This is a genomic window from Aquidulcibacter sp. (assembly GCF_044346625.1).
Classification (GTDB): domain Bacteria; phylum Pseudomonadota; class Alphaproteobacteria; order Caulobacterales; family Aquidulcibacteraceae; genus Aquidulcibacter.
On sequence record NZ_JBIIYV010000009.1, the window covers coordinates 41,646 to 62,096 of the forward strand.

General features: G+C 53.5%; 20 protein-coding genes and 1 pseudogene. 8 read left to right on the forward strand and 13 right to left on the reverse strand.

The window, feature by feature from the left end:
- Nucleotides 1-21: 21 nt before the first annotated feature.
- Together ACIQ20_RS04410 and ACIQ20_RS04415 are read right to left on the reverse strand one after the other, a co-directional pair.
- Nucleotides 22-543, reverse strand: coding sequence for a carboxymuconolactone decarboxylase family protein (locus ACIQ20_RS04410; RefSeq protein ID WP_395777742.1), 522 nt, complete (start codon nucleotides 541-543; stop codon nucleotides 22-24).
- A gap of 75 nt (nucleotides 544-618) precedes the next feature.
- Nucleotides 619-1,166 (reverse strand): annotated as a pseudogene (locus ACIQ20_RS04415) (peroxiredoxin).
- 530 nt (nucleotides 1,167-1,696) lie between these two features.
- On the opposite strand from ACIQ20_RS04415, the gene ACIQ20_RS04420 reads away from it, so the two are divergent.
- From ACIQ20_RS04420 to ACIQ20_RS04440, 5 genes are all read left to right on the forward strand, one after another.
- A complete protein-coding gene (locus tag ACIQ20_RS04420) occupies nucleotides 1,697-1,960 on the forward strand; it encodes a hypothetical protein (RefSeq protein ID WP_395777744.1) in 264 nt (87 codons plus the stop codon).
- An 86-nt stretch (nucleotides 1,961-2,046) separates the two neighbouring features.
- Nucleotides 2,047-2,436, forward strand: coding sequence for a response regulator (locus ACIQ20_RS04425; RefSeq protein WP_395777747.1), 390 nt, complete (start codon nucleotides 2,047-2,049; stop codon nucleotides 2,434-2,436).
- Nucleotides 2,433-2,996: a chemotaxis protein CheD gene (locus ACIQ20_RS04430; protein ID WP_395777749.1), complete on the forward strand. Its 564-nt coding sequence runs from the start codon at nucleotides 2,433-2,435 to the stop codon at nucleotides 2,994-2,996. The genes ACIQ20_RS04425 and ACIQ20_RS04430 overlap by 4 nt, the downstream gene beginning before the upstream one ends.
- Before the next feature lie 15 nt (nucleotides 2,997-3,011).
- Nucleotides 3,012-3,611: a response regulator gene (locus ACIQ20_RS04435; protein WP_395777751.1), complete on the forward strand. Its 600-nt coding sequence runs from the start codon at nucleotides 3,012-3,014 to the stop codon at nucleotides 3,609-3,611.
- The gene (locus ACIQ20_RS04440) at nucleotides 3,608-4,048 is read left to right on the forward strand and encodes a hypothetical protein (RefSeq protein WP_395777753.1); all 441 of its coding nucleotides are present in this window, start codon (nucleotides 3,608-3,610) and stop codon (nucleotides 4,046-4,048) included. The genes ACIQ20_RS04435 and ACIQ20_RS04440 overlap by 4 nt, the downstream gene beginning before the upstream one ends.
- Before the next feature lie 116 nt (nucleotides 4,049-4,164).
- On the opposite strand, the gene ACIQ20_RS04445 is transcribed toward ACIQ20_RS04440, so the two are convergent.
- Genes ACIQ20_RS04445 through ACIQ20_RS04455 form a run of 3 tightly spaced genes read right to left on the reverse strand, consistent with a single transcriptional unit; the run spans nucleotide 4,165 to nucleotide 6,015 of the window.
- Nucleotides 4,165-4,599, reverse strand: a complete 435-nt coding sequence (locus ACIQ20_RS04445; RefSeq protein ID WP_395777755.1) for an arsenate reductase family protein — start codon at nucleotides 4,597-4,599, stop codon at nucleotides 4,165-4,167.
- Entirely contained in the window at nucleotides 4,596-5,654 is a 1,059-nt protein-coding gene (arsB, locus tag ACIQ20_RS04450; protein WP_395777757.1) for an ACR3 family arsenite efflux transporter, read from the reverse strand. Before arsB ends, ACIQ20_RS04445 begins: the two co-directional genes overlap by 4 nt.
- On the reverse strand, nucleotides 5,641-6,015 hold the full coding sequence (locus ACIQ20_RS04455; protein WP_395777759.1) for an ArsR/SmtB family transcription factor: 375 nt from the start codon (nucleotides 6,013-6,015) through the stop codon (nucleotides 5,641-5,643). The genes arsB and ACIQ20_RS04455 overlap by 14 nt, the downstream gene beginning before the upstream one ends.
- A 49-nt stretch (nucleotides 6,016-6,064) precedes the next feature.
- Here ACIQ20_RS04455 and ACIQ20_RS04460 point away from each other — a divergent pair, with 49 nt between their 5' ends.
- Nucleotides 6,065-7,486 (forward strand): alginate export family protein, encoded by a 1,422-nt coding sequence (locus ACIQ20_RS04460; protein ID WP_395777761.1) that lies wholly within the window; start codon nucleotides 6,065-6,067, stop codon nucleotides 7,484-7,486.
- A 107-nt stretch (nucleotides 7,487-7,593) separates the two neighbouring features.
- Here the strand turns inward: ACIQ20_RS04460 and ACIQ20_RS04465 are convergent, their stop codons facing one another.
- From ACIQ20_RS04465 to ACIQ20_RS04500, 8 genes are all read right to left on the reverse strand, one after another.
- The gene (locus ACIQ20_RS04465; RefSeq protein WP_395777763.1) at nucleotides 7,594-8,961 is read right to left on the reverse strand and encodes an SRPBCC family protein; all 1,368 of its coding nucleotides are present in this window, start codon (nucleotides 8,959-8,961) and stop codon (nucleotides 7,594-7,596) included.
- Between the two features lie 135 nt (nucleotides 8,962-9,096).
- Complete coding sequence (locus ACIQ20_RS04470; RefSeq protein WP_395777765.1) at nucleotides 9,097-9,657, reverse strand: hypothetical protein; 561 nt, start codon at nucleotides 9,655-9,657, stop codon at nucleotides 9,097-9,099.
- A gap of 290 nt (nucleotides 9,658-9,947) precedes the next feature.
- Nucleotides 9,948-11,402 (reverse strand): ATP-binding protein, encoded by a 1,455-nt coding sequence (locus tag ACIQ20_RS04475; protein WP_395777767.1) that lies wholly within the window; start codon nucleotides 11,400-11,402, stop codon nucleotides 9,948-9,950.
- Nucleotides 11,403-11,573: 171 nt separating this feature from the next.
- A complete protein-coding gene (locus ACIQ20_RS04480) occupies nucleotides 11,574-12,566 on the reverse strand; it encodes an amidohydrolase family protein (RefSeq protein WP_290806127.1) in 993 nt (330 codons plus the stop codon).
- 150 nt (nucleotides 12,567-12,716) lie between these two features.
- Complete coding sequence (locus ACIQ20_RS04485) at nucleotides 12,717-13,352, reverse strand: hypothetical protein (protein WP_346382495.1); 636 nt, start codon at nucleotides 13,350-13,352, stop codon at nucleotides 12,717-12,719.
- 98 nt (nucleotides 13,353-13,450) lie between these two features.
- Complete coding sequence (locus ACIQ20_RS04490) at nucleotides 13,451-13,888, reverse strand: DUF6992 family protein (RefSeq protein WP_395777770.1); 438 nt, start codon at nucleotides 13,886-13,888, stop codon at nucleotides 13,451-13,453.
- Complete coding sequence (locus tag ACIQ20_RS04495) at nucleotides 13,885-15,285, reverse strand: saccharopine dehydrogenase family protein (RefSeq protein WP_395777772.1); 1,401 nt, start codon at nucleotides 15,283-15,285, stop codon at nucleotides 13,885-13,887. Before ACIQ20_RS04495 ends, ACIQ20_RS04490 begins: the two co-directional genes overlap by 4 nt.
- Nucleotides 15,279-17,564 carry a TonB-dependent receptor gene (locus ACIQ20_RS04500; protein WP_346382493.1) on the reverse strand — a complete coding sequence of 762 codons (2,286 nt, stop codon included), beginning with the start codon at nucleotides 17,562-17,564 and terminating at the stop codon, nucleotides 15,279-15,281. Before ACIQ20_RS04500 ends, ACIQ20_RS04495 begins: the two co-directional genes overlap by 7 nt.
- Before the next feature lie 167 nt (nucleotides 17,565-17,731).
- Here ACIQ20_RS04500 and ACIQ20_RS04505 point away from each other — a divergent pair, with 167 nt between their 5' ends.
- Nucleotides 17,732-18,361 (forward strand): TetR/AcrR family transcriptional regulator, encoded by a 630-nt coding sequence (locus tag ACIQ20_RS04505; RefSeq protein ID WP_395777774.1) that lies wholly within the window; start codon nucleotides 17,732-17,734, stop codon nucleotides 18,359-18,361.
- Nucleotides 18,362-18,740: 379 nt separating this feature from the next.
- Nucleotides 18,741-20,048 carry a tyrosine-type recombinase/integrase gene (locus ACIQ20_RS04510; RefSeq protein WP_395777776.1) on the forward strand — a complete coding sequence of 436 codons (1,308 nt, stop codon included), beginning with the start codon at nucleotides 18,741-18,743 and terminating at the stop codon, nucleotides 20,046-20,048.
- Nucleotides 20,049-20,451 lie beyond the last annotated feature (403 nt).

The window sequence follows — 20,451 nt, forward strand, 5'->3', positions numbered from 1 at the left end:
GGGTAGATGATACAGCATCAGTTACTGGATCGAGCGAAGAACCGCACTGGCCGCAGCAACGACCGACGCAATGCGCAAGGCCGCTTGGATGTTGAGGGCTGGAACCCCATGCTTCTTCAGCTCAACTTCATGGCTATCGAGGCACATGCCACAGCCATTGATCGCCGAGCCCGCCAAACTCCACAATTCGAAGTCGACTTTCTCAACGCCCGGATTGGCCAGCACATTCATGCGCAAGCCCGCACGTAGGGTCTGGTACTCATGATTGCTCAACAAGTGTAGCGAGCGGTAATAGACATTATTCATTGCCATAATGGCAGCAGCGGCGCGCACAGCTTCAATAGCTTGTGGTGTTAAGCGCGTTGCAGCTTCTTGATCAAAAGCTTTGATGACTTGGGGCTGACCAATCGCAATGGCAGAGGCCAAGAAAGCACCCCACTTTTGCTGGTCGGTCAAGGTCGTCTCATTGGCTAACGAGCCGAGGTTTAAGCGGATGTCTTTCGCATAGTCGGGAATGAGTTCGCGCAATTGTTCGAGCGTCATGGGGAAATCCTTGGGTAGGTAGATCAAGAAAGGGCGTCGGATCGACAGGCTCGCCGGCCATCCGACGCATCTCGTTTAGAGCACAGCGCCGCCAGCTGGGCGGTTGCACGGGCACAATTCGTCGGTTTGGAAACCGTCGAGCAAACGCAGAATTTCGTCCGGGTTGCGGCCCACGTTCAGATTGTTGACCGAAGCGTGCTGGATCATGTTGTTTGGGTCGACCAAAAAGGTTGCGCGCAAAGCAACGCCTGCATCCTTTTCACGAACGCCTAAGCCATCGACCAAGTCACCCTTGGTATCTGCGAAGGCATATTGCTTCAGGTTCGCCAAATCTGGGTGCTCGCGGCGCCACGCCAGCTTGCAGAATTCGTTGTCGGTTGAGCCGCCAAGCACGACGCAATCGCGGTCACCAAACTCACCCACCAATTTGTCAAAGCCAACGATTTCGGTTGGGCAAACAAAGGTGAAGTCTTTTGGGTAAAAATAGATCAGCTTCCACTTACCTTCGAAGCTGTTCTGGGTGATATCGAAGAAAGCGCTTTCGCCGTTTTCTTCATGGGCTTTGAAACCAGGCCTTACGCGGTTACGGTGAATTCAGGGAGGGTATCACCAACAGTTAACATTTTATTTTCTTCTCCGTGACTGTTCGACAGATGGAACAGCACGAGCTTGATGTAGGGCGGGCTCGCGTAAAGACAAACTTACTGAAGGAATAAATTCAATAAATTCAAACTATAAATAAACAGGCCGCAAGTGTGCCGCTGGTCGCGCAAACGAATCAGGTCGCTTGGCAAGGATGTAATTTCATGAGGTAACCACAAGTCAAACAGCCTAGCGATATTGGCATTTATCACGTTGAATTGGATAGATTTTATGATGCTCATGTATTGAAAAAATCAATACAACCACGCCAATATTTCAAACACCATCCAGTTATATCCATTTATTAAGCATTCTAGAGTTAGCTTCCACCATGATTTCAATGGCTCAATCCTGAGCAATCGTGGGACTTTCGGAAGCAAAAATTCGCGTGATCGTGGTGGCTTCGATCAAACTTTTGATCTTCGGCCACTGGGACCCACCACTAACAAAATAATAAGGTGCGGAACCTCTCGAAGACGCGTCGATCGCTTGAAAGCGGGGGAGGCAGGTTATGAAGCGCCAGATAAAAACCTTGACCATTGCAGGTCTTTTGACCTTGGTTCAGGCCGCCACACCCGTTCTCGCTGAAGGTAAGAAGCCTTTGGATAATCTGCGCGGCACCAGCCTGTTGATTGAAGCTGAATATATCGGCGAGATGGTCGCCGCCCATAAAGGTGCAGCAGACGGCAAGCCCTATTATCTAGACAACGTCAATGTGATGCTAACTTGGGACCTTGAAAAAGCATTTTGGGCTCAGCGACACCACTTTTTATAGGAGCGGCAAGCACAACTGCGCAGGATCGCAGAAGCTATTCTATCAACCTGTTCCATCGAAAAAGATCTTAACTAGGGAACCCGACCATGCCAGCCGCCAGCGCATTGAACGTTTTGGTTGTCGATGATAGCCGCACCATGCGGCTCTTAGTCAAGACGTGCCTAGACCAAATTGGGGTCAAGGAGATTCGCGAAGCTGCCGATGGAGAGGCGGGCTTACGTGAGTTAGTTGGTAAACCTGCCCATCTTGTGATCTCTGACTACAACATGCCTAAGATTGATGGGTTGGCCTTCTTGCGCGCGATCCGGGCCCACCCACCTGTCGCCAATACGGCCTTTATAATGCTGACCGGTCGTGCGGATGCGGAGCTGGTTCAGCGCGCAGTGCAATTCGGCGTCAACAACTTTTTGGTAAAGCCCTTCACCACTGCTCAGCTCAAAGCCAAGCTTGAAAGTGTTTTTGGAAAGCTAACATGAGCTTGAAAGCAGACGTCTTAAGATTTGCAAAGCGCGTCCATGTGAACAAGGGCGAACACTACGCCAGTGTTGACACTGAGGTGTTCCTGACCGCAATTCTGGGCAGTTGCCTATCTATTTGTCGCTATGATCCCACCGCAAAAATGGGCGGGATGAACCGTTTCTTTTTGCCCGAGAAGCCGGATTCCGTTCAGGATTCGCATGGCCGCTATGGTGCCTATTTGGCAGAGCTTTTGATCAATGATAAGATGTCGTTAGGCGCGATTAAGTCGCGGCTGGAAGCCAAAGTGTTTGGCAGTGGCAAGATGTTCCAAGGCCTCTGCGATGTGGGTGCCACCATTGCCGCCTTTGCAAAAAAGTTCTTGATGGATGAAGGCGCTACAGTTCTCGGTGGCTTGACGACGCCGAGGACCGGGCTGTCGCAAGAGATACCGTTTGAGCGCGCGGTTGCAGAACTGCCCTTAGCCCAAATGGTTGATCGGTTTACCGACAGGCTGCCGAACAATCCGGAGGCCTTCGCCCACCGGACAGTCAAGCTAGCAAACCCAAAGATAGGCTAAGGGGGGCGTGATGGCGTGAGTTGCAAATCCGCGACCCCAACCCAAACGGGCTTAACGGCCATTTTACTGACCGATGGCCCCCACACCATGGATATGCTTTCGGCCGTGACCTCTGGCTTTGGCATGACCAAGCGCTTAAAGGCGCGCACGATCGAAGAAGCTTTTGACTTTCACAAGGTCAATTCCATCGACCTGATTATACTCGACTGCTCAACCGCCGAAATGAACGGCATCGAAATCACCCGCAGGTTCCGCATGGAATTTGAGGGTGAAAAATCCGAGTCGCCAATCCTCGCCGTTGCCGGCCATGCCAGCCAGCTTCAAATCGCCCAGTACCGCGATGCTGGTGCGAGTTTTGTGGTGGCCAAGCCTGTGGCGCCCGGGATTTTGCTACAGCGGATCTTATGGCTCGCTCAGGATATGCGCGACTTGGTCAATACGCCAACGTTCCGCGGACCTGACCGCCGGGTACGGGCCAGCGGCCTACCCATCGGGATCACACAAGGACGCCGTTCCACGGATCTGGATGCAAACGTAAGTGAGATTGCTGGGCTGAATCTCGATCAAAGTAAGATAGACGATATGCTGAAACCAGTTCGGGTAAACCTTTTATGACGACCAAACCAAATCATAATTCTTTGAAACGCAAACTTGCGAAAGTCGGGAAACTGCCAGTTGAAGAACTGGCAGGCCGCAGCCAGTTGAATATCGACTTGATGCAGGAAGAGTTCGAAGTGGTGATGCACAACCAGATCGAAGAGCTCACCGATATCGTGCGAGCCAAAGACCCAGCATCCATTCGCACAATCTATGAGATGTCGTCCCAAATCATCTCAAGCGCGAGCTTCGTAAAAGCAGATTGGGTCTCTCGCGCCGCACAATCGCTGTGTGAAGTACATGAAATCATGAGTGCCGGTAAATGGGATTGGGAGGCCATCGGCGTGCATGGCAAGACCATACAATTGCTGGCATCGCTAGAGCCAAGCCAAGAAGCCATCAGCCAAAGCCTATTGGAAGGTTTGAGTGCCGTAGTAGCAGCCAAGCGGGCATAGAGGCATGCGGGGTCGGTCGCTAGGTCGCCCCAAGTGCTAGTAACCATTTTTCTTTGCTTAAGGGGCGTTCACGCTGGTGTTAGGTCACAAACGGCGCAGTTTCCTGATCCAGCCACTCAACCGACGCGAAGGCCGTTCTCATCTATCAAGACCGCGCCATCTTCTTTGTAGAATGGCCCTTTCGGCAGGCGCTCCAAAAGATCTAAAACCGCCTCACTTGGCCGACATAAGCGGGTCCCTTTAGGGGTGGCAACCAATGGGCGATTGACGAGGATCGGGTGATCCAGCATGGCGGCGACGATGGCTTCGTCGGTTACACCATCCTCTAAAAGCCCCAAGTCCTGAGCCGGCGATTTTGTTTCGCGTAAAGCTGCCCTTGGCGTAAGGTTTGCTGCAGCAAAAAGGCTCAGGAGCCCCCCGCGCGTCCAACCTGCTTGCAGATAGGCAACGACTTCCGGCGCATAACCCGCGGCTTGGAGGATCGCTAGAACATTACGCGAAGTTCCGCAATCCTGGTTGTGGAAGATAACAATGGGAAAGAAATCACTCATGGCGCGTTTGCCTTCAGCCTTGCTTGCACGGCCTTGCCACGCTCATACCAATCGCGGCTTCGGTTCACGATCGCGACGACGGCTAGCATGACCGGAACCTCAATCAAGACCCCGACGACTGTCGCTAAGGCCGCCCCACTCTTAACGCCAAAAATCGAGATGGCAGCAGCAACCGCAAGCTCAAAAAAATTGCTGGCCCCAATCAAGGCAGATGGGCCGGCCACACAATGGGCCTCGCCACTGGCCCGGTTGAGATAGTAAGCCAAACCAGAGGTAAAGAAGACTTGGATTAAGATTGGTACCGCCAAAAGCGCGATCACCAAGGGCTGGGCCAGGATTTGCTCGCCTTGAAAGCCAAACAGCAAAACGAGGGTCGCGAGCAAGGCTGTCATCGAAACCGGGCCGAGCGCTTTTAGCGCGCCTTCCAAGCGCGAGGGATCTCCAGATTGCAGCAGAAACCAACGAACAACTTGTGCCACCGCGACGGGCACAATGATGTATAAGCCTACGGAAAGAACAAGTGTCTCCCAAGGCACCGTGATGGCCGATAAGCCCAGCAATAGCGCCACGATAGGCGCAAACGCGACAATCATAATCGCATCATTCAGCGCCACTTGGCTGAGCGTGAAATGGGGTTCGCCCTTGGTTAGGTTACTCCACACAAATACCATGGCGGTGCAGGGCGCGGCAGCCAACAAAATAAGGCCTGCGATATAGCTCTCAATTTGCTCGGGCGGCAAAAGCGGGCGAAACAGCCAGCCAATAAAAATCGCGCCAAGCGCCGCCATCGAAAACGGCTTCACCGCCCAATTGATGAAAAGCGTAATCCCGATCCCCCGCCAATGGGTGGCAACGCCACCGAGCGCACGAAAATCGATCCGCAATAGCATCGGGATGATCATCGCCCAAACCAATACGGCGACTGGCAAGTTCACTTTAGCCACTTCTAATGATGCAATCGAACTAAATGCGGCAGGAAACGCCTGCCCCAAGCCAATCCCCAAAAGGATGGCAAGACCAACCCAGAGCGTAAGATAGCGCTCAAACAGGTTCATGTTCGGCCACTTCAGTTGGGTTTGGTGCACAGCACACAAGGTCGGCGGCCGCAAATACTGGCTGGCACAAGTCAGGCCGTCCACCACAACAATCCGCCATCAGAAAGGCGAACAGGTCGCGTGTGCCGTCAACATCTAAAGCGTAGTAGATTGTGCGGCTTTCGCGGCTTGGGCGGATCACACCAGCGCGGCTTAGAATGCCCAGATGGGTGGACATCGTCGTGACAGGAACGCCCACTTGGCGCGCAATATCCCCAGCCGGCACGCCTAGCGCGCCAGCCTGAACCAATAGCTTGAACACCTGCAAACGTGTGGGATGTGCAAGCGCGGATAAAGCCTCTATGGCTTCTTGATCTTTCATGCTACTAGAATTCCAGAATTATCGGATTTAGTCAAGAAGGCCGCGCTTTATGCCTTATAGACCCCTGCTCTGGCTGTTGTTCAGTTTGCCTTTAATGGCACCCGATCTGGCAGCATCGCAAGTTATGCCTCCAGCCCACTTTAAGCTCGATCAAGCATTAGAACTCCCAGATTGGGTAACGTTGCGCGGGGAAGCAAGGGCACGTTATGAGACATTGGACGGTCAGTTTCGTGCTGGCGGAAAAGGTGGCGATCAGGTCTTAGCGTTTCGAACCTTGGTATTGGCCGAGGCCAGTCTTGCAGGATTGGAGCTGCCGCACGTCGCATTGGGCGTGGAAATTCAAGACTCTCGGGTTGAGCTGGATGATGCAGGAACGCCCTTGTCCACCAGCAATGTCAATGCACTAGACGTCTTGCAGGCCTATGTGCGCTTTGATCTTGATGGCAGACTCGGCCAAAAGGATGTAAGCCTGACTTTAGGACGGCAAACGTTAGATATCGGCAGCCGTCGCGTCCTCGAACGCGTGGAGATGGCGAATGTCATTTTTTCCTATACGGGGGCCTATTGGCGCAGCGTCTCAGCGCGCGGGCGTGAATGGCATGTGGTCTATGTGTCGCCTGTTGGCCGTCTGCCATCGACCTTCCCCGAATTGGCCAGCAATGAAGTCGTTGCCGATAAAGAAGAATGGGGGCGCGTATTTTGGGGCGCACATTATCGCCATCCAAAAGCCCTAGAAGCACTGGTTCCCGACACTTGGATTGAGGGATTCATCTACCGCCTCAAAGAGCGCGACACCAAGGACTTTGCAACGCCCAATCGTGATTACGTCCAGCCGGGGTTTCGTGTGTTTCGTGCACCGAAGGAAGGGCGATCCGACTTTGAAGTCGAGGCATCGTGGCGCACAGGATCGCGACGTGCCACAAATGCGACGACAGATGTTCGTGACCTTGATGTCAATGCTTGGACACTCCATGCCCATTGGGCTTGGAATTTCAAAAGTGACTGGAACTGGCGCGCCGCTCTCGATTACGACTTTGCCAGCGGTGATAAAAGCCCAACGGATGGGCGCTTTGACCGATTTGAGCGTTTGTTTGGTGGTCGGCGGACAGACCTTGGCAACACTGGCATTCATGGACCTCTGACGCCAGCCAATCTCAATGCGCCAGGTGCACGGGTGGAGTTTGCACCATCACAAAAATTAGACTTCAGACTATCCTATAAAGCTGCGTATCTGGCGCGTGCAACTGACCTGTGGAGCGATGCGCGACTGCAAGACCCATCGGGTTTGTCAGGCCGCTTTATTGGCCATTCTTGGGACAGTCGGATGCGCTATTGGGTGGTGCCGGGCACCGTGAGAGCTGAAACTGGAGCATCAGCCTTATTTCCCGGTCGCTTTGCCAAGGCCGCCCCCAACGCTCCCAAGCAAGGGCGAACCCTCTTTGGCTATGCTGCCGTCGTCGTAACGTTTTAGCCTTTGATACCGCCCTCATACTCCGCGCAAAAGCGGGGGCTTTTGCCAGGCCCCTACTTATGCCTGTGCGCATCAACAGCCTTCAGTAAAGGCTGCTTGGGGCCCGTTTACTTCGCCATGTAGTCATCAAGGGTGTTATGAAAGTGGCGGATGCGGCTTTCCTGATAGCGGGCGAGGGTAATGCCTGGCTTACGGGTTGTGCGAAGGCCCTTTTGGATGCGCATCAGATTGTTAGTATCCTGATCGGCCACCATAGCCGCTGAACCCAGTCCTTCGGCGTCGGCCCATTTTTGGTCTTCCCTAAGCCACTGAATTTGCGCTGGCGGGGGATGGCTGCCGTCTTCTGCTTTGGAAAACAGAAGCATAATCTCCATGACGCAGCGCTCTGGATCGTCGCCATAAGGCCTAAAGCGATAGCAGATCGGCAGGGCCTGCCCGCCCCAAGGCACCATGTTGGGGAAGAGAAGATATTCGATCAAATCCAGCGCTTCAGAATCCGATAGATTTGTCATATCGCGACCGGCTGCACGTCCAATCTTCTCCCGCGCGCGTTGCGCTAGCTTGGGGCGAGCGGGCTCGCCTTCTTCCAGCTCAATCGGCTTCCCGCCATAGAAGGGGACATCGCGGCGAATGTGATCGACCGTCTTTTGCGGCGTTATGTTTTGGGCATCCGGGCTTGGAACGCCTTGTACCGCCAACATTCGGCTTACATGGCGAACACCAGGCCAGATGTCATATTGGGTATTGGAATCGCCGTAATAAGCGGTAACTTGAGGATGGGCGAAGGGTACGTGGTAGCTCTCGATAAAAGCCTCCATGCCAAGCTTCCAATTGCAGGGCAGCACTTTGGCGACGTGGGTCGCCTTATAGCGATCCTCAAGTGCGAAGGCTTTAAAATGCTCCGGTAGAATCTCGAGATAGGTTTCCAGCGGCACGCACTCAGGATCAAAATTCACAAACACAAAGCCGCCCCACAGCCCGACCTTGGCTTCAGGTAGGGTCATTTTTGACCGGTCAACATGCTCGAAATCCCAATCTTGCGGGATGTGGGTCAGCTTGCCTTGCAAGTCCCACGTAAAGCCATGGAACGGACAGCGAAACTGCTGAACACAACCACCTGTGGTGCGCAACAAGGTGCCGCGATGTAAACAGGCATTGATATAGGCGCGGATTTCGTTTGCCGCTGTGCGCACCACAATCAAGCTATAATGCACGATTTCATAGACGAGATGATCGCCAACATTGGGCAGTTCTTCAACGCGGCAGGCCAATTGCCACGTCTTGCGCCAAACTTTCTCAATCTCTTGGTTGTGCCAATCTTTTGAGAAGTAGCGCTCAATCGAAATATCGTCCGTGCTCAGCCCCTCAGGTGGGCTTTCCTTTAGCATAACCGCAGGCGGCGCAATCACATCCGCCGCAAACACCGTTTGAACCGACGGCTCTGGCCGACCTTTGAGGATGTTTAGCTTGGTCATGTCATCACGTCCTTTGCGTCGAACACTGTGGCGAACCACTCGTGTCATTCATAAAGGCAGAAAGGCCAAGTTAGCAATGTGCTATGCCGTTTGGTGAAACACAGAGGCGGCATGCGGGGTGGTGATATGAAGGCCTTAGTTGATGTCCCAATAACCCACTTTAATCAGCGAGACTTCCCCCGCTTTTCCCAGAACCACTTGGGCGTAATCGGAATCCAACAGATTTTTCGTTGGATCGACTTCCCAGAACAGCCCATACCCCATATGTCTTTCAAAGGGACCATCTTCCACCTTTACTTGCGCTGTTTGAAAGTGTTTGCGCATCGATTCCAAACCATTTTTATATTTCAAATCAAAAGGTAATGGACGATCATAGGTCAGGCCAAATGGTAGCACATACGTCCAACGCCCATCCTTGGGTTCCAAAATCACACCGGTAATCTTGTCTTCATAGACAAGGTACTGAAGCCCGCTCACATCGGTATAAGGGCAGTCGTAATCGTCATCCCAAGACTCGTAGATTAGCTTTTGGCAGGCCGCCTTTGATATTGGCTTTGGCACCGACCAAAACAGGATTGACCAGCGGCTTGGTTTGCCAAGCGTGTCACCGATAGCGTAGCGAGAAAAAGATAATTCAGGATGCTTCTTTGGTAACTTGCCAGCCATATAAGGGTCGCGACCATAGCCCAATTCCATAGCCGCAAGACCCGCTGCCACCAACAAGAGTAGCGCGATAAATCCTGCCAGAAGCCTCATGATGTCTGCCTTAGATGATTAAACTCTGCGGCGCATTCCATCCTTCGAATGCATTTTGGTCAAGCAGAACTTCAAATGGCTATGTATTGGTTTTGTTGAGCGAGAAAGAGAAGCAAGCGAAGAGATCGTCAAATCCGCTTGCGGCCTAGCCTAGTTTGCAAGTCTCTCGGCTTCTGGCTGATCCTGCGGGGCGAGAATTCGGGACAGGCCGTTAAATAATGTGTCTGGCGTCACGGGCTTTGCAATATGGTGGTCGGCCCCTGCTTCGAGGGAGGCCTGCAGATCTCGCGCCATGGCATTTGCGCTGAGCACTGCAATCGGCGTTCTTCGAGCCTGGTTTTTTGTTCCAGCGCGCGGATCGCTTGTATCGCGCTAAGCCCGTCCATTTCGGGCATATGAACATCCATCAGAATGGCGTCAAAGGCTTGGGCCTCAAACGCGCGAACAGCTTCGAGCCCGTTTTCGGCAAAGGTGATCTGGGCTTGAAGCGGTTCAAGCAGCATGGCCACAACGCGACGATTAACGGGATGATCTTCGGCGACAAGAATGGATGCGCCAATGAGGTGGCTGAGACTGGGTGTCGAGCTTGCAGCTGGGCCCATGATAACCGACGCGCCAGCGGCCTGATCGCTGCGCGGTATCGCGAGGTCCACCGTGAAGGTGCTGCCGCACCCGGGCTCGGAGCGAGCCTCAATGCTGCCGCCCATCATGTGTGTCAGCGCCTTACAAATGGCTAAGCCAAGACCGGTGCCGCCAAACTGACGGGTGATCGAACCATCCACCTGCTCAAATCGGGCAAATAATCGTCCATGAGCAAGTTGATCGAACCCGATCCCTGTGTCCGTCACTTCGATGCGAATATTCGGCAGTTTTCCTGATGCCGCAATCGACATGACCTTGACGGAGACTTTGCCTGTATGGGTGAACTTCACGGCGTTGGAGCAAAGATTTGAGACGATCTGACGAAGACGCATCGCATCCCCAACATAGATGCCCCGCGCATCGTCTTCAATTGTCACATCAAAGCGGAGGCCTTTCTCATCGGCGCGTTCCCGCATCAAAAAGGCCGCTGCTTCAACTTCACTCGCAAGATCGAAGGCCAAATGTTGTACGTCGAGTTTTCCGGCCTCGATCTTGGAGACATCCAGCAAATCATCGAGCAACCTTTGAAGGGTCTCGCCGGAAGCCTGAATGAGGTTCGTCATTTCAAGTTGTTTATCAGGCATGGGGAGCATGGACATGGCTTTTGCAATGCCAACCACACCATTGAGCGGGGTACGGATTTCATGACTGATATTTGCGAGAAATTCTGATTTCGCTTGGTTAGCAAGCTCTGCAGCAATTTTGGCATCATTTAGGGCCGAGCGCATGCCACGCGTCTTGTTGATCATAGCTGAGGCAAACAAGATCGATGGAAAGCCAACCAATAGCGGGACGGCAGTGCCCACCAACCCAATCAGCGCGATGATCCCAATTTGATGCGTAACATCAAAAAACCCGATGAATAAAAACCCGAGCGCCATCGAGACAATGCAACTGCTGAGGACAATGATGAACAGCAAAACCGCATGCAAACTAGGCGTGCTACTTTGTTCAGCCTTATCCAGCAGGCGATTTAACGCGCGATGCGCCATGGATTTGGGTGAGGTGACGCCACTGGTTGGCGCTCGGTCAATGTCGCGCACGCAATCACCTTCAAATCCCAAAGTGTGCACACAAGCCAATTCGCAAGTATGGCACACGACATTTCAAAGAGAGTATGCACACATAAAGGTTTCGATTTGAAAAATGAAATCCAGTTCAACTTAGTCAAATGTGGCGGGTAGGCAAAGCGCAGCTTATTGCGACTGTGTTCTTTATCCCTCAATGCGCAAGAAGCGGGCGGCATTATCGTGCAAGATCAGTTTCTTTTGCCGTGCCGTCAAAAATGGTGCCTTATGGATTCGCTCTATCGCAATGGGTATGGCATCTGGCCAAACCATATTGTCAGAGCCAAACATGATGCGCTTTTCTAGGCCCGCGTCGATAAAGCGCTTGAGGTAAGAGTAAAAGTCGCTTTCGGGATAGGCATAATCCAAAATCCCAATGTCGACATAAAGTTGCGGGTGCGCATAGAGCATGGCGATCATCGCCTCGCCCATGGGCCAGCCTGCATGCATCGCATAGACGCGCAAACGTGGATGGCGAACCAAAACCTCTTCCAGCAAAAATGGATCGCCCGCACGTGCCCGATAGCCCGGCGTGGCAAAATAGGCTGTGCCTGGCGGACCAGGCCCCAGATGAATTCCGACTGGGATATCGAGTTCTTCAGCAAGAGCAAAATAAGGCTCAAGCCGGGGATCGTTCGGCGCAATGCCTGCATATTGCGCCGTAATCTCACCAATCGCCTGAAGCTTACCCTCGGCATGGAGCTTTCTCAGCGACTCAATACTGGGGAATTTGTCTGGGTCGCCAAACCCGACCGATGACCAAATATTATCGGGCGCGTGGCTGCGATAATCTTCGACCGTCTCAGGCGTTCCACCCGCAAGCGCGAGAATCTTATAGCGCTTTAGAATCGCAATTCCCCGATCGCGCAGCTCGTCTGGCTCCATCGGAGCCGTCAGCACGGTTTTGCAGGGAGGATTCCCAGTAAACCAATCGAGATATACGTCAATCGGCTTGCCCGGATCGCGAGGTGCCCACTCCCCATAAGGCGCACAGATTTTACCACCCGGGGGTCCTTCGGCATCGGGGCGATCTGCGTGAAAATGCATGTCGATAATGGCATAGGCCTCACCAGCCTGTGCGGGCCCGGCTCCTAACCAAAAACACCATGCGATTGCAACCAGCAAGTGTTTTGAGTTCATGTTGAGCTCCTTGCCCTAAAACTAATTTGGACACGAGCGAGACAGCGGGCCCAATGGTCCTCATACCAACCATGGAATACGGAATCGTCAAGGAAAACCTTAGCTGCACCATGTCACAGGTCACCCTGCAGCCACAGGATATGAACGGATTCAACTTCCATAGGGCTCTTCACGAACCATATGGCCAAGAACAATCTTGAGAAATAAAACGCCGGGCAGCCACTCCAAGCCAACAATAAAACCTGTTCGCGACGATACAACAATCGCGCCGGTAACTACCAAAGCCGCGACCGGTCGCGCGAGGAAAAGGGGCACCGCCCTCACAAGCGCTGAACCGATAAACAAGGCGACGAACCAACCGATACTGGCAGCAAGCATAGCGGGGGAAAAGGCAAGGGCTGCAATGACGGGGTGAATATGGATCGCAGCAAACACCAACGGACGACGCGCCAATTTTGAAAGGGTGTCGTCTGTCAGCGCCGGAGGCGCGTGGTAAAAACGCTTAGCGGAGTTCAAACAATTGGCGACTGCTCCACCGCCAATGTCCATCGCGAGAAATGCGGCAATCGCCCATTGCCACCAACTCCAACTGTGGCTAGCACCCGCTGTGGCCGTCCATGCGAAAAGTGCGAGGGCTGCCACCCAGACCAACGTCACCTCAAGCCGAGTCGGAAAAGCGCCATAGGCGAGCTGGGCTTTTGGATCATGGCGCCAGTCTGCATAGACTCCGCCTGGCAATTGGTAGCGACCACCCCAATCAGGGGCCACCGGCACAGCTTCTTTCATCGTGAGAGCTCCATCAAATTGACCATCCTTGCAGACAATGCGGGGGTCGGTAGAATTCAAACACACAAGGGATCATTGCGAAGGTTTTGCTCAAACCATTAGGATTGTGACGGTACGCCGTCGCGAAGCGCTAACCAGTCCGCCAACCAAAGGAAGGAATTGGTCAGATGGATGATGCCTTGGAACCAAAAAGAGTAAGCAGCCCCTTTCCATAACTCAGACCTTCGACTGCGCGCAGTTACAAGTAGCCAAGCACCGCAAAGGCTATACATCGCAACGTCTAGGCCAATGCTGGCGCATAATAGCAAAAGCATCGCCTCATTGGCTTGGAGAGCGCCTGTTGCGCCGGCAAATCCAAGCTGAATGGCGGCCCAAGTGACAAGCGTAAAAACATTCCAGATTAGATTGACGACAAAAGCCCCACGCCAGAACCGGCGAGCGACCAATAGGGCTGCGACGCTTAGAGCAATATTCGCCAAGCCCCACCAAAGGAGGATTGTCACTCTAAAATTGGCCAGCAAATCTTCGGGAGTCATGGCTTGTCGTCTAAGCGACCGAGCGTTGTTTCGGTGCGTCCGCTGTTATGAAGAAGCTGCCATCCGAAGGTTGCGGCATTAGGATTGTGTTTGTGTTGGTCTTGGATCGGCCTGCACAAGACCGGACCAAGCCAATCCCCAGCCCCCGGTGGCAGACAGCTGTCGAGCCTGCGATAGAAGGCCGCTGGATCGATCCAAAGCTCAGGAAACAAGCACCCCGCCTTCGCGGCCGCCCCACTTTCGAGCGCTTCAAGAAAGAATGCCGCTTCCGCACATCCAGTGGCAATTTCCATCTTTTTAAGGGGCGATCCTGGCGATGTGCTATCAATATAGCGAAGGAGTTCAATTGGTTTGCCATCAATCGTTCCACAAGCTAGCGCGGCAGTCGCCGCTTGCGTAGGATATTGCCGCTTCAACAGTGCGTTAAAGATAAAATACCAATAGTCAAAACGACTGATTTCTCCCTCACGGATCTGGCGCCTTACACCTTCCATGGCCAGCTCTTCCGAAGATGGGGCAGTTGGGTGGCCTGCGATGGCCGCACGCAGAAACTCTATTGCTGCTTCAGTATCAATTCGGCCAGCGCGTTCCGCCTCCGCAATGCCGCGGATGATTCCGTTAAGCGGCGCTGGATGAAGCGTCCCCCAGCACGTGACGTCCGCGACTTGTGGAAAGCTGGTGCCCAACATCACTGGTTCAGGGTGCGCGCATTCGTAGAATGGTTGGCGTTTCAAACCTGGTAAGGGCAGCCGCCGTGCTGTCGCAAAGCTGCGTCGCTCAACCGGCGCTCCGTCTTTCCAGCCAATATAATCACCCGCGCCCATATGCAGCGTATGGGCAATCACGGATCGACCAAGTTCGACAGGGCCTTCATCACCGACACACCAAGCGACGTCGATTGATTTCACCTGATCCAGACGGCGAACCAGGTCCAATGCTAAGACATTGGTTAAACCGGGCGATGCGCCACAGCCAACAAATAGCGCCACGCCCACTTTTTTGGCGTCTTCAGACATCGCCAATGCTTCACGCGCGCTTTCGACATCGTCGTCAATGTCGAAGTAATGCGCTTTCGCCGCTATGGCAGCTCGGCGCACGGGTGCCGCCGTTCGGTGGAATGGACCAGCCCCATTAACCACAAAAGCAGCGCCGGCTGCAGCGGCTTGCAACGCAGGCTCGTCGAAGAGGTCCAACCTCGAAGCTCGTGCCCGTTCATTCCCAAAGCGTTCAGCGGCGGCCAAGGCTGCGTCTTCATTGAGGTCACGCAGGTCGAAATGCAAATCGGGCGGCGCCGTCTGCTCCATCGCACGCAAAAACGCGCCGGTCATGGATCCGCCAGCTCCGACTACAAGCACCCTGCGCCCATTCCTTTCCCGGTCTTTGCGAGCCATTACCATTGAAGCCGAGCCCCAAGCGCGATCCTGCGCGGCTCGCCGAGCCGAAGAACAGCTACATTGACTGCATCGATGGTCTGTCCCGTAGTCGCGTACCGCACATTGGCGAGATTTTCGCCGGACAAGAATATCTCCGGACCCGAGCCGGGGAATTGGTACGCTGCCCGGGCTGAGAGGAGGCCGTACGCTGGCTGGCGGAGGACGCCGCCGTCCGGCGAGAAAAATTGCTGGCTGCGATGGACAAAATCGGCTTGGAATGAAATGCCGTCTAGATTCGGCAAATCATGGAGGGCTATACCCACACGTCCCGAAAACTTCGGTGCCAGCGGCAGCCGATTACCTGTATAATCAACAGCATTGCCTAAACGAAACTGGGTGTAGATTGCATCCAGATATGAGGCCGCAATCGTTACATCCAGATGTTTCCTCGGCGTTAGGGTCACCGAGGACTCAAGTCCTCGGCCGCGAGCACGACCTGCATTACGAACGATCGGAAGTCCGCCTTCGAATACCTGAACTTGAAGATCATTGTAGCGCCATTCAAAGACAGCCAAGTCGTACCTTACTCTTCGATCAAACAGTGCGCCTTTCAAACCAGCCTCGAGTTGCGCCACGCGCTCGGGATCAAAAGCTGGGTCGCCGGGCTGGAGCACGTTGAAACCACCCGACTTGTATCCACGGGTGTAGCTCGCATAGGTACTTAAGGTGTTGACAGGTTTCCACGAGACCACCAGTCGGGGCTGCCATTGGTCCCACGTCTTTGATGCTCGCTGAGTGCCTGCCCGTAAATAGAGGTTACCCCCATTAATCAATGTCAGCAGGTTGGATGACGGAAGGGCACTGACGTTCACGTCTTTACGGTCGCGACTATACCTTAGACCGCCTGTAATGCTGAACGAGTCAGTAAGGTCCAAAGTAAGATCGCCGTATATGCCAAAACTCAGATAATCGCCTCTGGCCCGATTAGCCTCAAACTGTCCTACCGCACCCTTGTAGGGGTCGGTCACCGCGCCAATCGCTAATAGATCGTCAAAGAAGCTGGTGGCACCGCCAATAGGAGAGGGTAAGGCGCGCAGGGCGTTATCGCAGTCTATTGGCACGCGACTGCCAAGGATGCCGGTGCAGACACCATCCTCGTCGTAGATCGCGCGGCTATCAGCAGCGATCCGCTCCTGATAAATGCTCGCCCCGGCGGTCCAACGGAAGGTTTCAAAGGGCGAAGCCAGACGAAACTCTTGGCTAAAGGCATCTTGCCGCTCTCGGGAGCCGAAATGGATCTGGGTCAGTGGAGTACTATCCGTATCCTCAAGATAACGTATTCGGTAACCCCGCACTGCTGTGATTGACGTGAAGTCTAGCTTGCCAAGAGGTGCCTCAATCCGCAAGTTAACGCTGTAAAGGTCGCGGTGATTACGGATCGGAGCATTGATGGACACCGGCGGCTTTGCCGCCCCGGGATCATCGTCACCCGGTACAGGAAAAGTTAAGCTCTTGGCCACCAGCCCGTCGTCACGGTCAGCCTCATACTCGCCCGTCAAGATTGCATCGAGCGATCCCGATTGAAATCTGAGCGCCGCGCGGCCGGCAAGATGGTCGACTTTGTCGAGATTTCTGCCACCCGGTTTGTTTTCAAAGAAACCCTTATGGCGATTATAGACAGCCGACGCACGAAAAGCGGCCTGATCGTTCATTGGCACATTGATGATCGTGTATGCGCGGACGGCGCCGAAGTCCCCTACGCTTGCTTCTGCAGATCTGGAAACCTCGCCGAGACTTGGCTTTGCGGTATAAATGCTGATCGCGCCGGCTGTCGTGTTGCGCCCAAATAATGTGCCTTGCGGACCCTTGACGATCTCAACCCGATCAATATCGACAAGTTCTTGGACTGCGCCCGACGAACGACCTGTGTAGACGTCATTAACATAAATCCCCAATGCAGGGTCGCCACCGATAGAAAAGTCGTTACTAACGATACCACGCACTGCGATTAAGGGCTGGGCGCTGGAGTTCCCTGAGCCTGAAACGCTGGGCGAAACCAAGTGGATATTGGTAATGTCTGAAACGGGCCCATTGCCGATGGCAATGCGGCCCAAAGTTTCCATCGCAATTGGAACATCTTGAAGCCGCTCGCTGCGTTTCTGGGCTGTAACAACAATCACGTCGACGTCGGCGATATCCGTTTTGCCGGTAGCAGCACCGCTGTCGCTCCGCTGCGCCAATGCCGGCAAAGGTGAAAGTGCCGTTGCGATCAGGAGTGCCGCTGCGCGATTCCTATCAATCATAATTCACCTCGCGGGTCCAAAGTTATTCGCGAACGCTAGTGCATGATTTTTATAGCGTCAAGATATTTATAGTAACTCTAATTTTAGATGGCGGGTAACTGTCCGGCGGGAATTGAACAAAGGGGATAAATCGGCCAACATATTTGGTAAGGCGACGGGGACGAGATATGCGCAGGCAAAATGACCAGCAGCCTTTGGGTCGCAGAGAGCGTAAGAAGCAAGAGCGACGCGAAATCATCCTTGCAGTTGCACGAAAAGCCTTCAAAGAAGTTGGCTTCGACAGTGCCTCTATGGAAACGATTGCCGACCAAGCCGACATCGCTCCGGCAACCTTGTACAATTATTTCGCCAATAAATCGGCCCTATTGTCTGGCGTGCTATGGTCAGATTTCTCAATAAGAGACTTTTATTTAGCGAATTTCACCACAATATTGGACAAGAGTCCTTGCAAGGTGATTTTCACTCTACTGGAACAATATTTTCGTTGGTTCAGTGAATATGATCGAAGATTGATCCGACAATTTGCTTCCGACGCCATCCGTGCGCCATATGATGGTGACCGAGGTTATCATGACCTTGAAAGCCTGATGTTTCAGAACATTGCACGTCATGTCGGCAGCTTACAGGAACATGGGAAGCTCGATCCTGCTTTGGATAGAGACGTCATCTCTCGGCTAATCTTTAATGTTGGGAACTCAGAATTCTACGCGTTCATATCTGACGAAGCGTTGACACTGGACGCCATTCTGGCTGGGATCGAGGCGCAGATTGAACTGATCCTAGGGGGAATTCTCTAGGCTAACGAAAGCGGACTCCGCGCCCTGCCTTGCTCCGCACTTCGGACTGCCATGACCCCACCAGTCCCATAACAGAAAACTGGAGCGGGCGATGGGAATCGAACCCACGACATTCAGCTTGGGAACCAACTTTAGGTTGTTTCATGGGGTTTACATGCGTTTCAATTTGGGATGAAACCGGGACAAAAACATCATTTTTTCAATATGATAATATGTCTTTCGGTTTCGTTGCGTTTCGAATGGTTTCGCATGCAGCTGGCACGATTTGTGCCTGCCCAGAGGCCGTACGACCTTGGTCAAACTCCATCTGGGCTGAATCTGTCGATGCCTGTTGGACCTGATTTTGGGTCCGACAACATATCGATGGATAGGCTTCACTATGCTGACCGACGTTAAAATGAGAGCCCTACTTGCCGACCCACCAACCACCCGGATGGAGTTGCCAGACGGCTCGATACCGGGTCTCTATCTTCGTGTAGGACCGACGCGCCACCCGACCTGGACTTTCCGCTATGTGGTAAAAGGAGCCAGTGGAACGACCAGTCGCGGTACGAAATTGGCCGGTCGAAAATTCTATCGGCTGACTTTGGGAATTTATCCCTATGTGAGCTTGCGGGAGGCGCGGGCTAAAGCAGCCTTGATGATCGCCGATATCGAGCAAGGCATAAATCCCGCTAATGAAATCGAGCGGCAGGCGGAAGCAGACACCTCCGCAATCTATACGATCAACATGCTCGCCGACGCGTACATGGAGACACACGTCAGCCCGAGACTGAAGAGTGAGCGGACAGCCAAATGGGTCTTCAAGGAGTTCATTCGGCCAAAGTGGGGTGATCGCTCGCCGGAGGGGATTACCAAGCAAGAGGTTACAAAGGAGCTTGATCGTCTCCTTTCAAGAAAATCAAAAGCCGCCGCCATCGAGACACGAAAATGGCTATCAAGCATGCTGAACTGGGCTGTAGATTCCGGGCGCATCCAGTTTAATCCCCTAATCGGCATTAAGGCACCGGCCAGATTTACGGCACGCGAACGCGTCCTCTCTATGGCCGAAGCACGAGCCGTCTGGGCCGTCGCGGGTGAAATGGGCTATCCAAGTGGCACCTTGGTCCAGTTACTTATGTTGACGGCTTGTAGACTTCGCGAAATCGCCAGCGTCCAAACTTCTTGGGTGGACACTGTGAACTCCTGCATCGTGGTTCCCGGCAAAAGCTACAAGACTGGTGACCTGACTGTGGTCGCTTTGGTTCCCCGCGCGCTCGATATCCTGAACAATCTCCCAAAGCACGAGGATGGTGACTTCCTGATCTCTTCAACAAATGGATATCGTCCACTTTACACGGTGACGCCATCAGCGCTGAAAAAGCTAAAAGACGACAGTCAGAAGCGCCTTGGACGCGTGATGGATCATTGGACGCTGCACGACCTTCGGCGGACTGTCGCGACCCACATGGCCCGCTTGAGCGTCGACGAGATCTTGATTGAGCGCGTTCTGGGTCACCGTATCGGCGGCGTGCGGGCAGTCTACAATCGTTATCGATATCTGGAAGAAAAGCGCGCCGCTCTCGCACTCTGGACCGTTGAGCTTCTGCCCTCTAGCGGCCCAGATGGTGGATCACGGTACGAGCCCGCCAATGATGATCAGCCTTGGGTTAAGGGCGACCTGTTTCGAACAGGGTTTGACGGTTAGGCTGCGCACATACCGGGCTAAGTTACGTGTTGGTCAGCGCTGAAGAGTTTTGACCACATGACCTTGCTGTTTGGGTGCACTTCGATATCCCGAACTGGATGAAGGACCGCACTTTGTGAGCCCCGCCCCTCGCCTGCATATGTTAAGTCGAAGCTGATTATTGAACACATCCGGAAAACGTGTTAAGTTTTCCGAGAATTTTTAACATATCGGGAGTGACATGTTAAAACCTACATACTTGATCCCCGAGCTACCGCCCACAAACGAGCTCGAAACTGTCCGTCGTCAGAACATTTGGCACTGATGGGTGAGTAGATTAGCGGAGTGATGGCCTCGTTTGTTGGGTTAAGTTTAAGCGGCTAGTTTACGGTTTTGCAAGCGTCGATTTTGGATGGTTCGTCTT

Coding starts and splice junctions, on each gene's coding strand:
- arsB (WP_395777757.1), bottom strand. CDS start 5,654: ATGAACCTGTTTGAGCGCTATCTTACGCTCTGGGTTGGTCTTGCCATC.
- ACIQ20_RS04490 (WP_395777770.1), bottom strand. CDS start 13,888: ATGACTCCCGAAGATTTGCTGGCCAATTTTAGAGTGACAATCCTCCTT.
- ACIQ20_RS04470 (WP_395777765.1), bottom strand. CDS start 9,657: ATGGAATTGGGCTATGGTCGCGACCCTTATATGGCTGGCAAGTTACCA.
- ACIQ20_RS04410 (WP_395777742.1), bottom strand. CDS start 543: ATGACGCTCGAACAATTGCGCGAACTCATTCCCGACTATGCGAAAGAC.
- ACIQ20_RS04465 (WP_395777763.1), bottom strand. CDS start 8,961: ATGACCAAGCTAAACATCCTCAAAGGTCGGCCAGAGCCGTCGGTTCAA.
- ACIQ20_RS04510 (WP_395777776.1), top strand. CDS start 18,741: ATGCTGACCGACGTTAAAATGAGAGCCCTACTTGCCGACCCACCAACC.
- ACIQ20_RS04420 (WP_395777744.1), top strand. CDS start 1,697: ATGAAGCGCCAGATAAAAACCTTGACCATTGCAGGTCTTTTGACCTTG.
- ACIQ20_RS04455 (WP_395777759.1), bottom strand. CDS start 6,015: ATGAAAGATCAAGAAGCCATAGAGGCTTTATCCGCGCTTGCACATCCC.
- ACIQ20_RS04505 (WP_395777774.1), top strand. CDS start 17,732: ATGCGCAGGCAAAATGACCAGCAGCCTTTGGGTCGCAGAGAGCGTAAG.
- ACIQ20_RS04440 (WP_395777753.1), top strand. CDS start 3,608: ATGACGACCAAACCAAATCATAATTCTTTGAAACGCAAACTTGCGAAA.
- ACIQ20_RS04425 (WP_395777747.1), top strand. CDS start 2,047: ATGCCAGCCGCCAGCGCATTGAACGTTTTGGTTGTCGATGATAGCCGC.
- ACIQ20_RS04485 (WP_346382495.1), bottom strand. CDS start 13,352: ATGAAAGAAGCTGTGCCGGTGGCCCCTGATTGGGGTGGTCGCTACCAA.
- ACIQ20_RS04495 (WP_395777772.1), bottom strand. CDS start 15,285: ATGGTAATGGCTCGCAAAGACCGGGAAAGGAATGGGCGCAGGGTGCTT.
- ACIQ20_RS04480 (WP_290806127.1), bottom strand. CDS start 12,566: ATGAACTCAAAACACTTGCTGGTTGCAATCGCATGGTGTTTTTGGTTA.
- ACIQ20_RS04500 (WP_346382493.1), bottom strand. CDS start 17,564: ATGATTGATAGGAATCGCGCAGCGGCACTCCTGATCGCAACGGCACTT.
- ACIQ20_RS04460 (WP_395777761.1), top strand. CDS start 6,065: ATGCCTTATAGACCCCTGCTCTGGCTGTTGTTCAGTTTGCCTTTAATG.
- ACIQ20_RS04430 (WP_395777749.1), top strand. CDS start 2,433: ATGAGCTTGAAAGCAGACGTCTTAAGATTTGCAAAGCGCGTCCATGTG.
- ACIQ20_RS04445 (WP_395777755.1), bottom strand. CDS start 4,599: ATGAGTGATTTCTTTCCCATTGTTATCTTCCACAACCAGGATTGCGGA.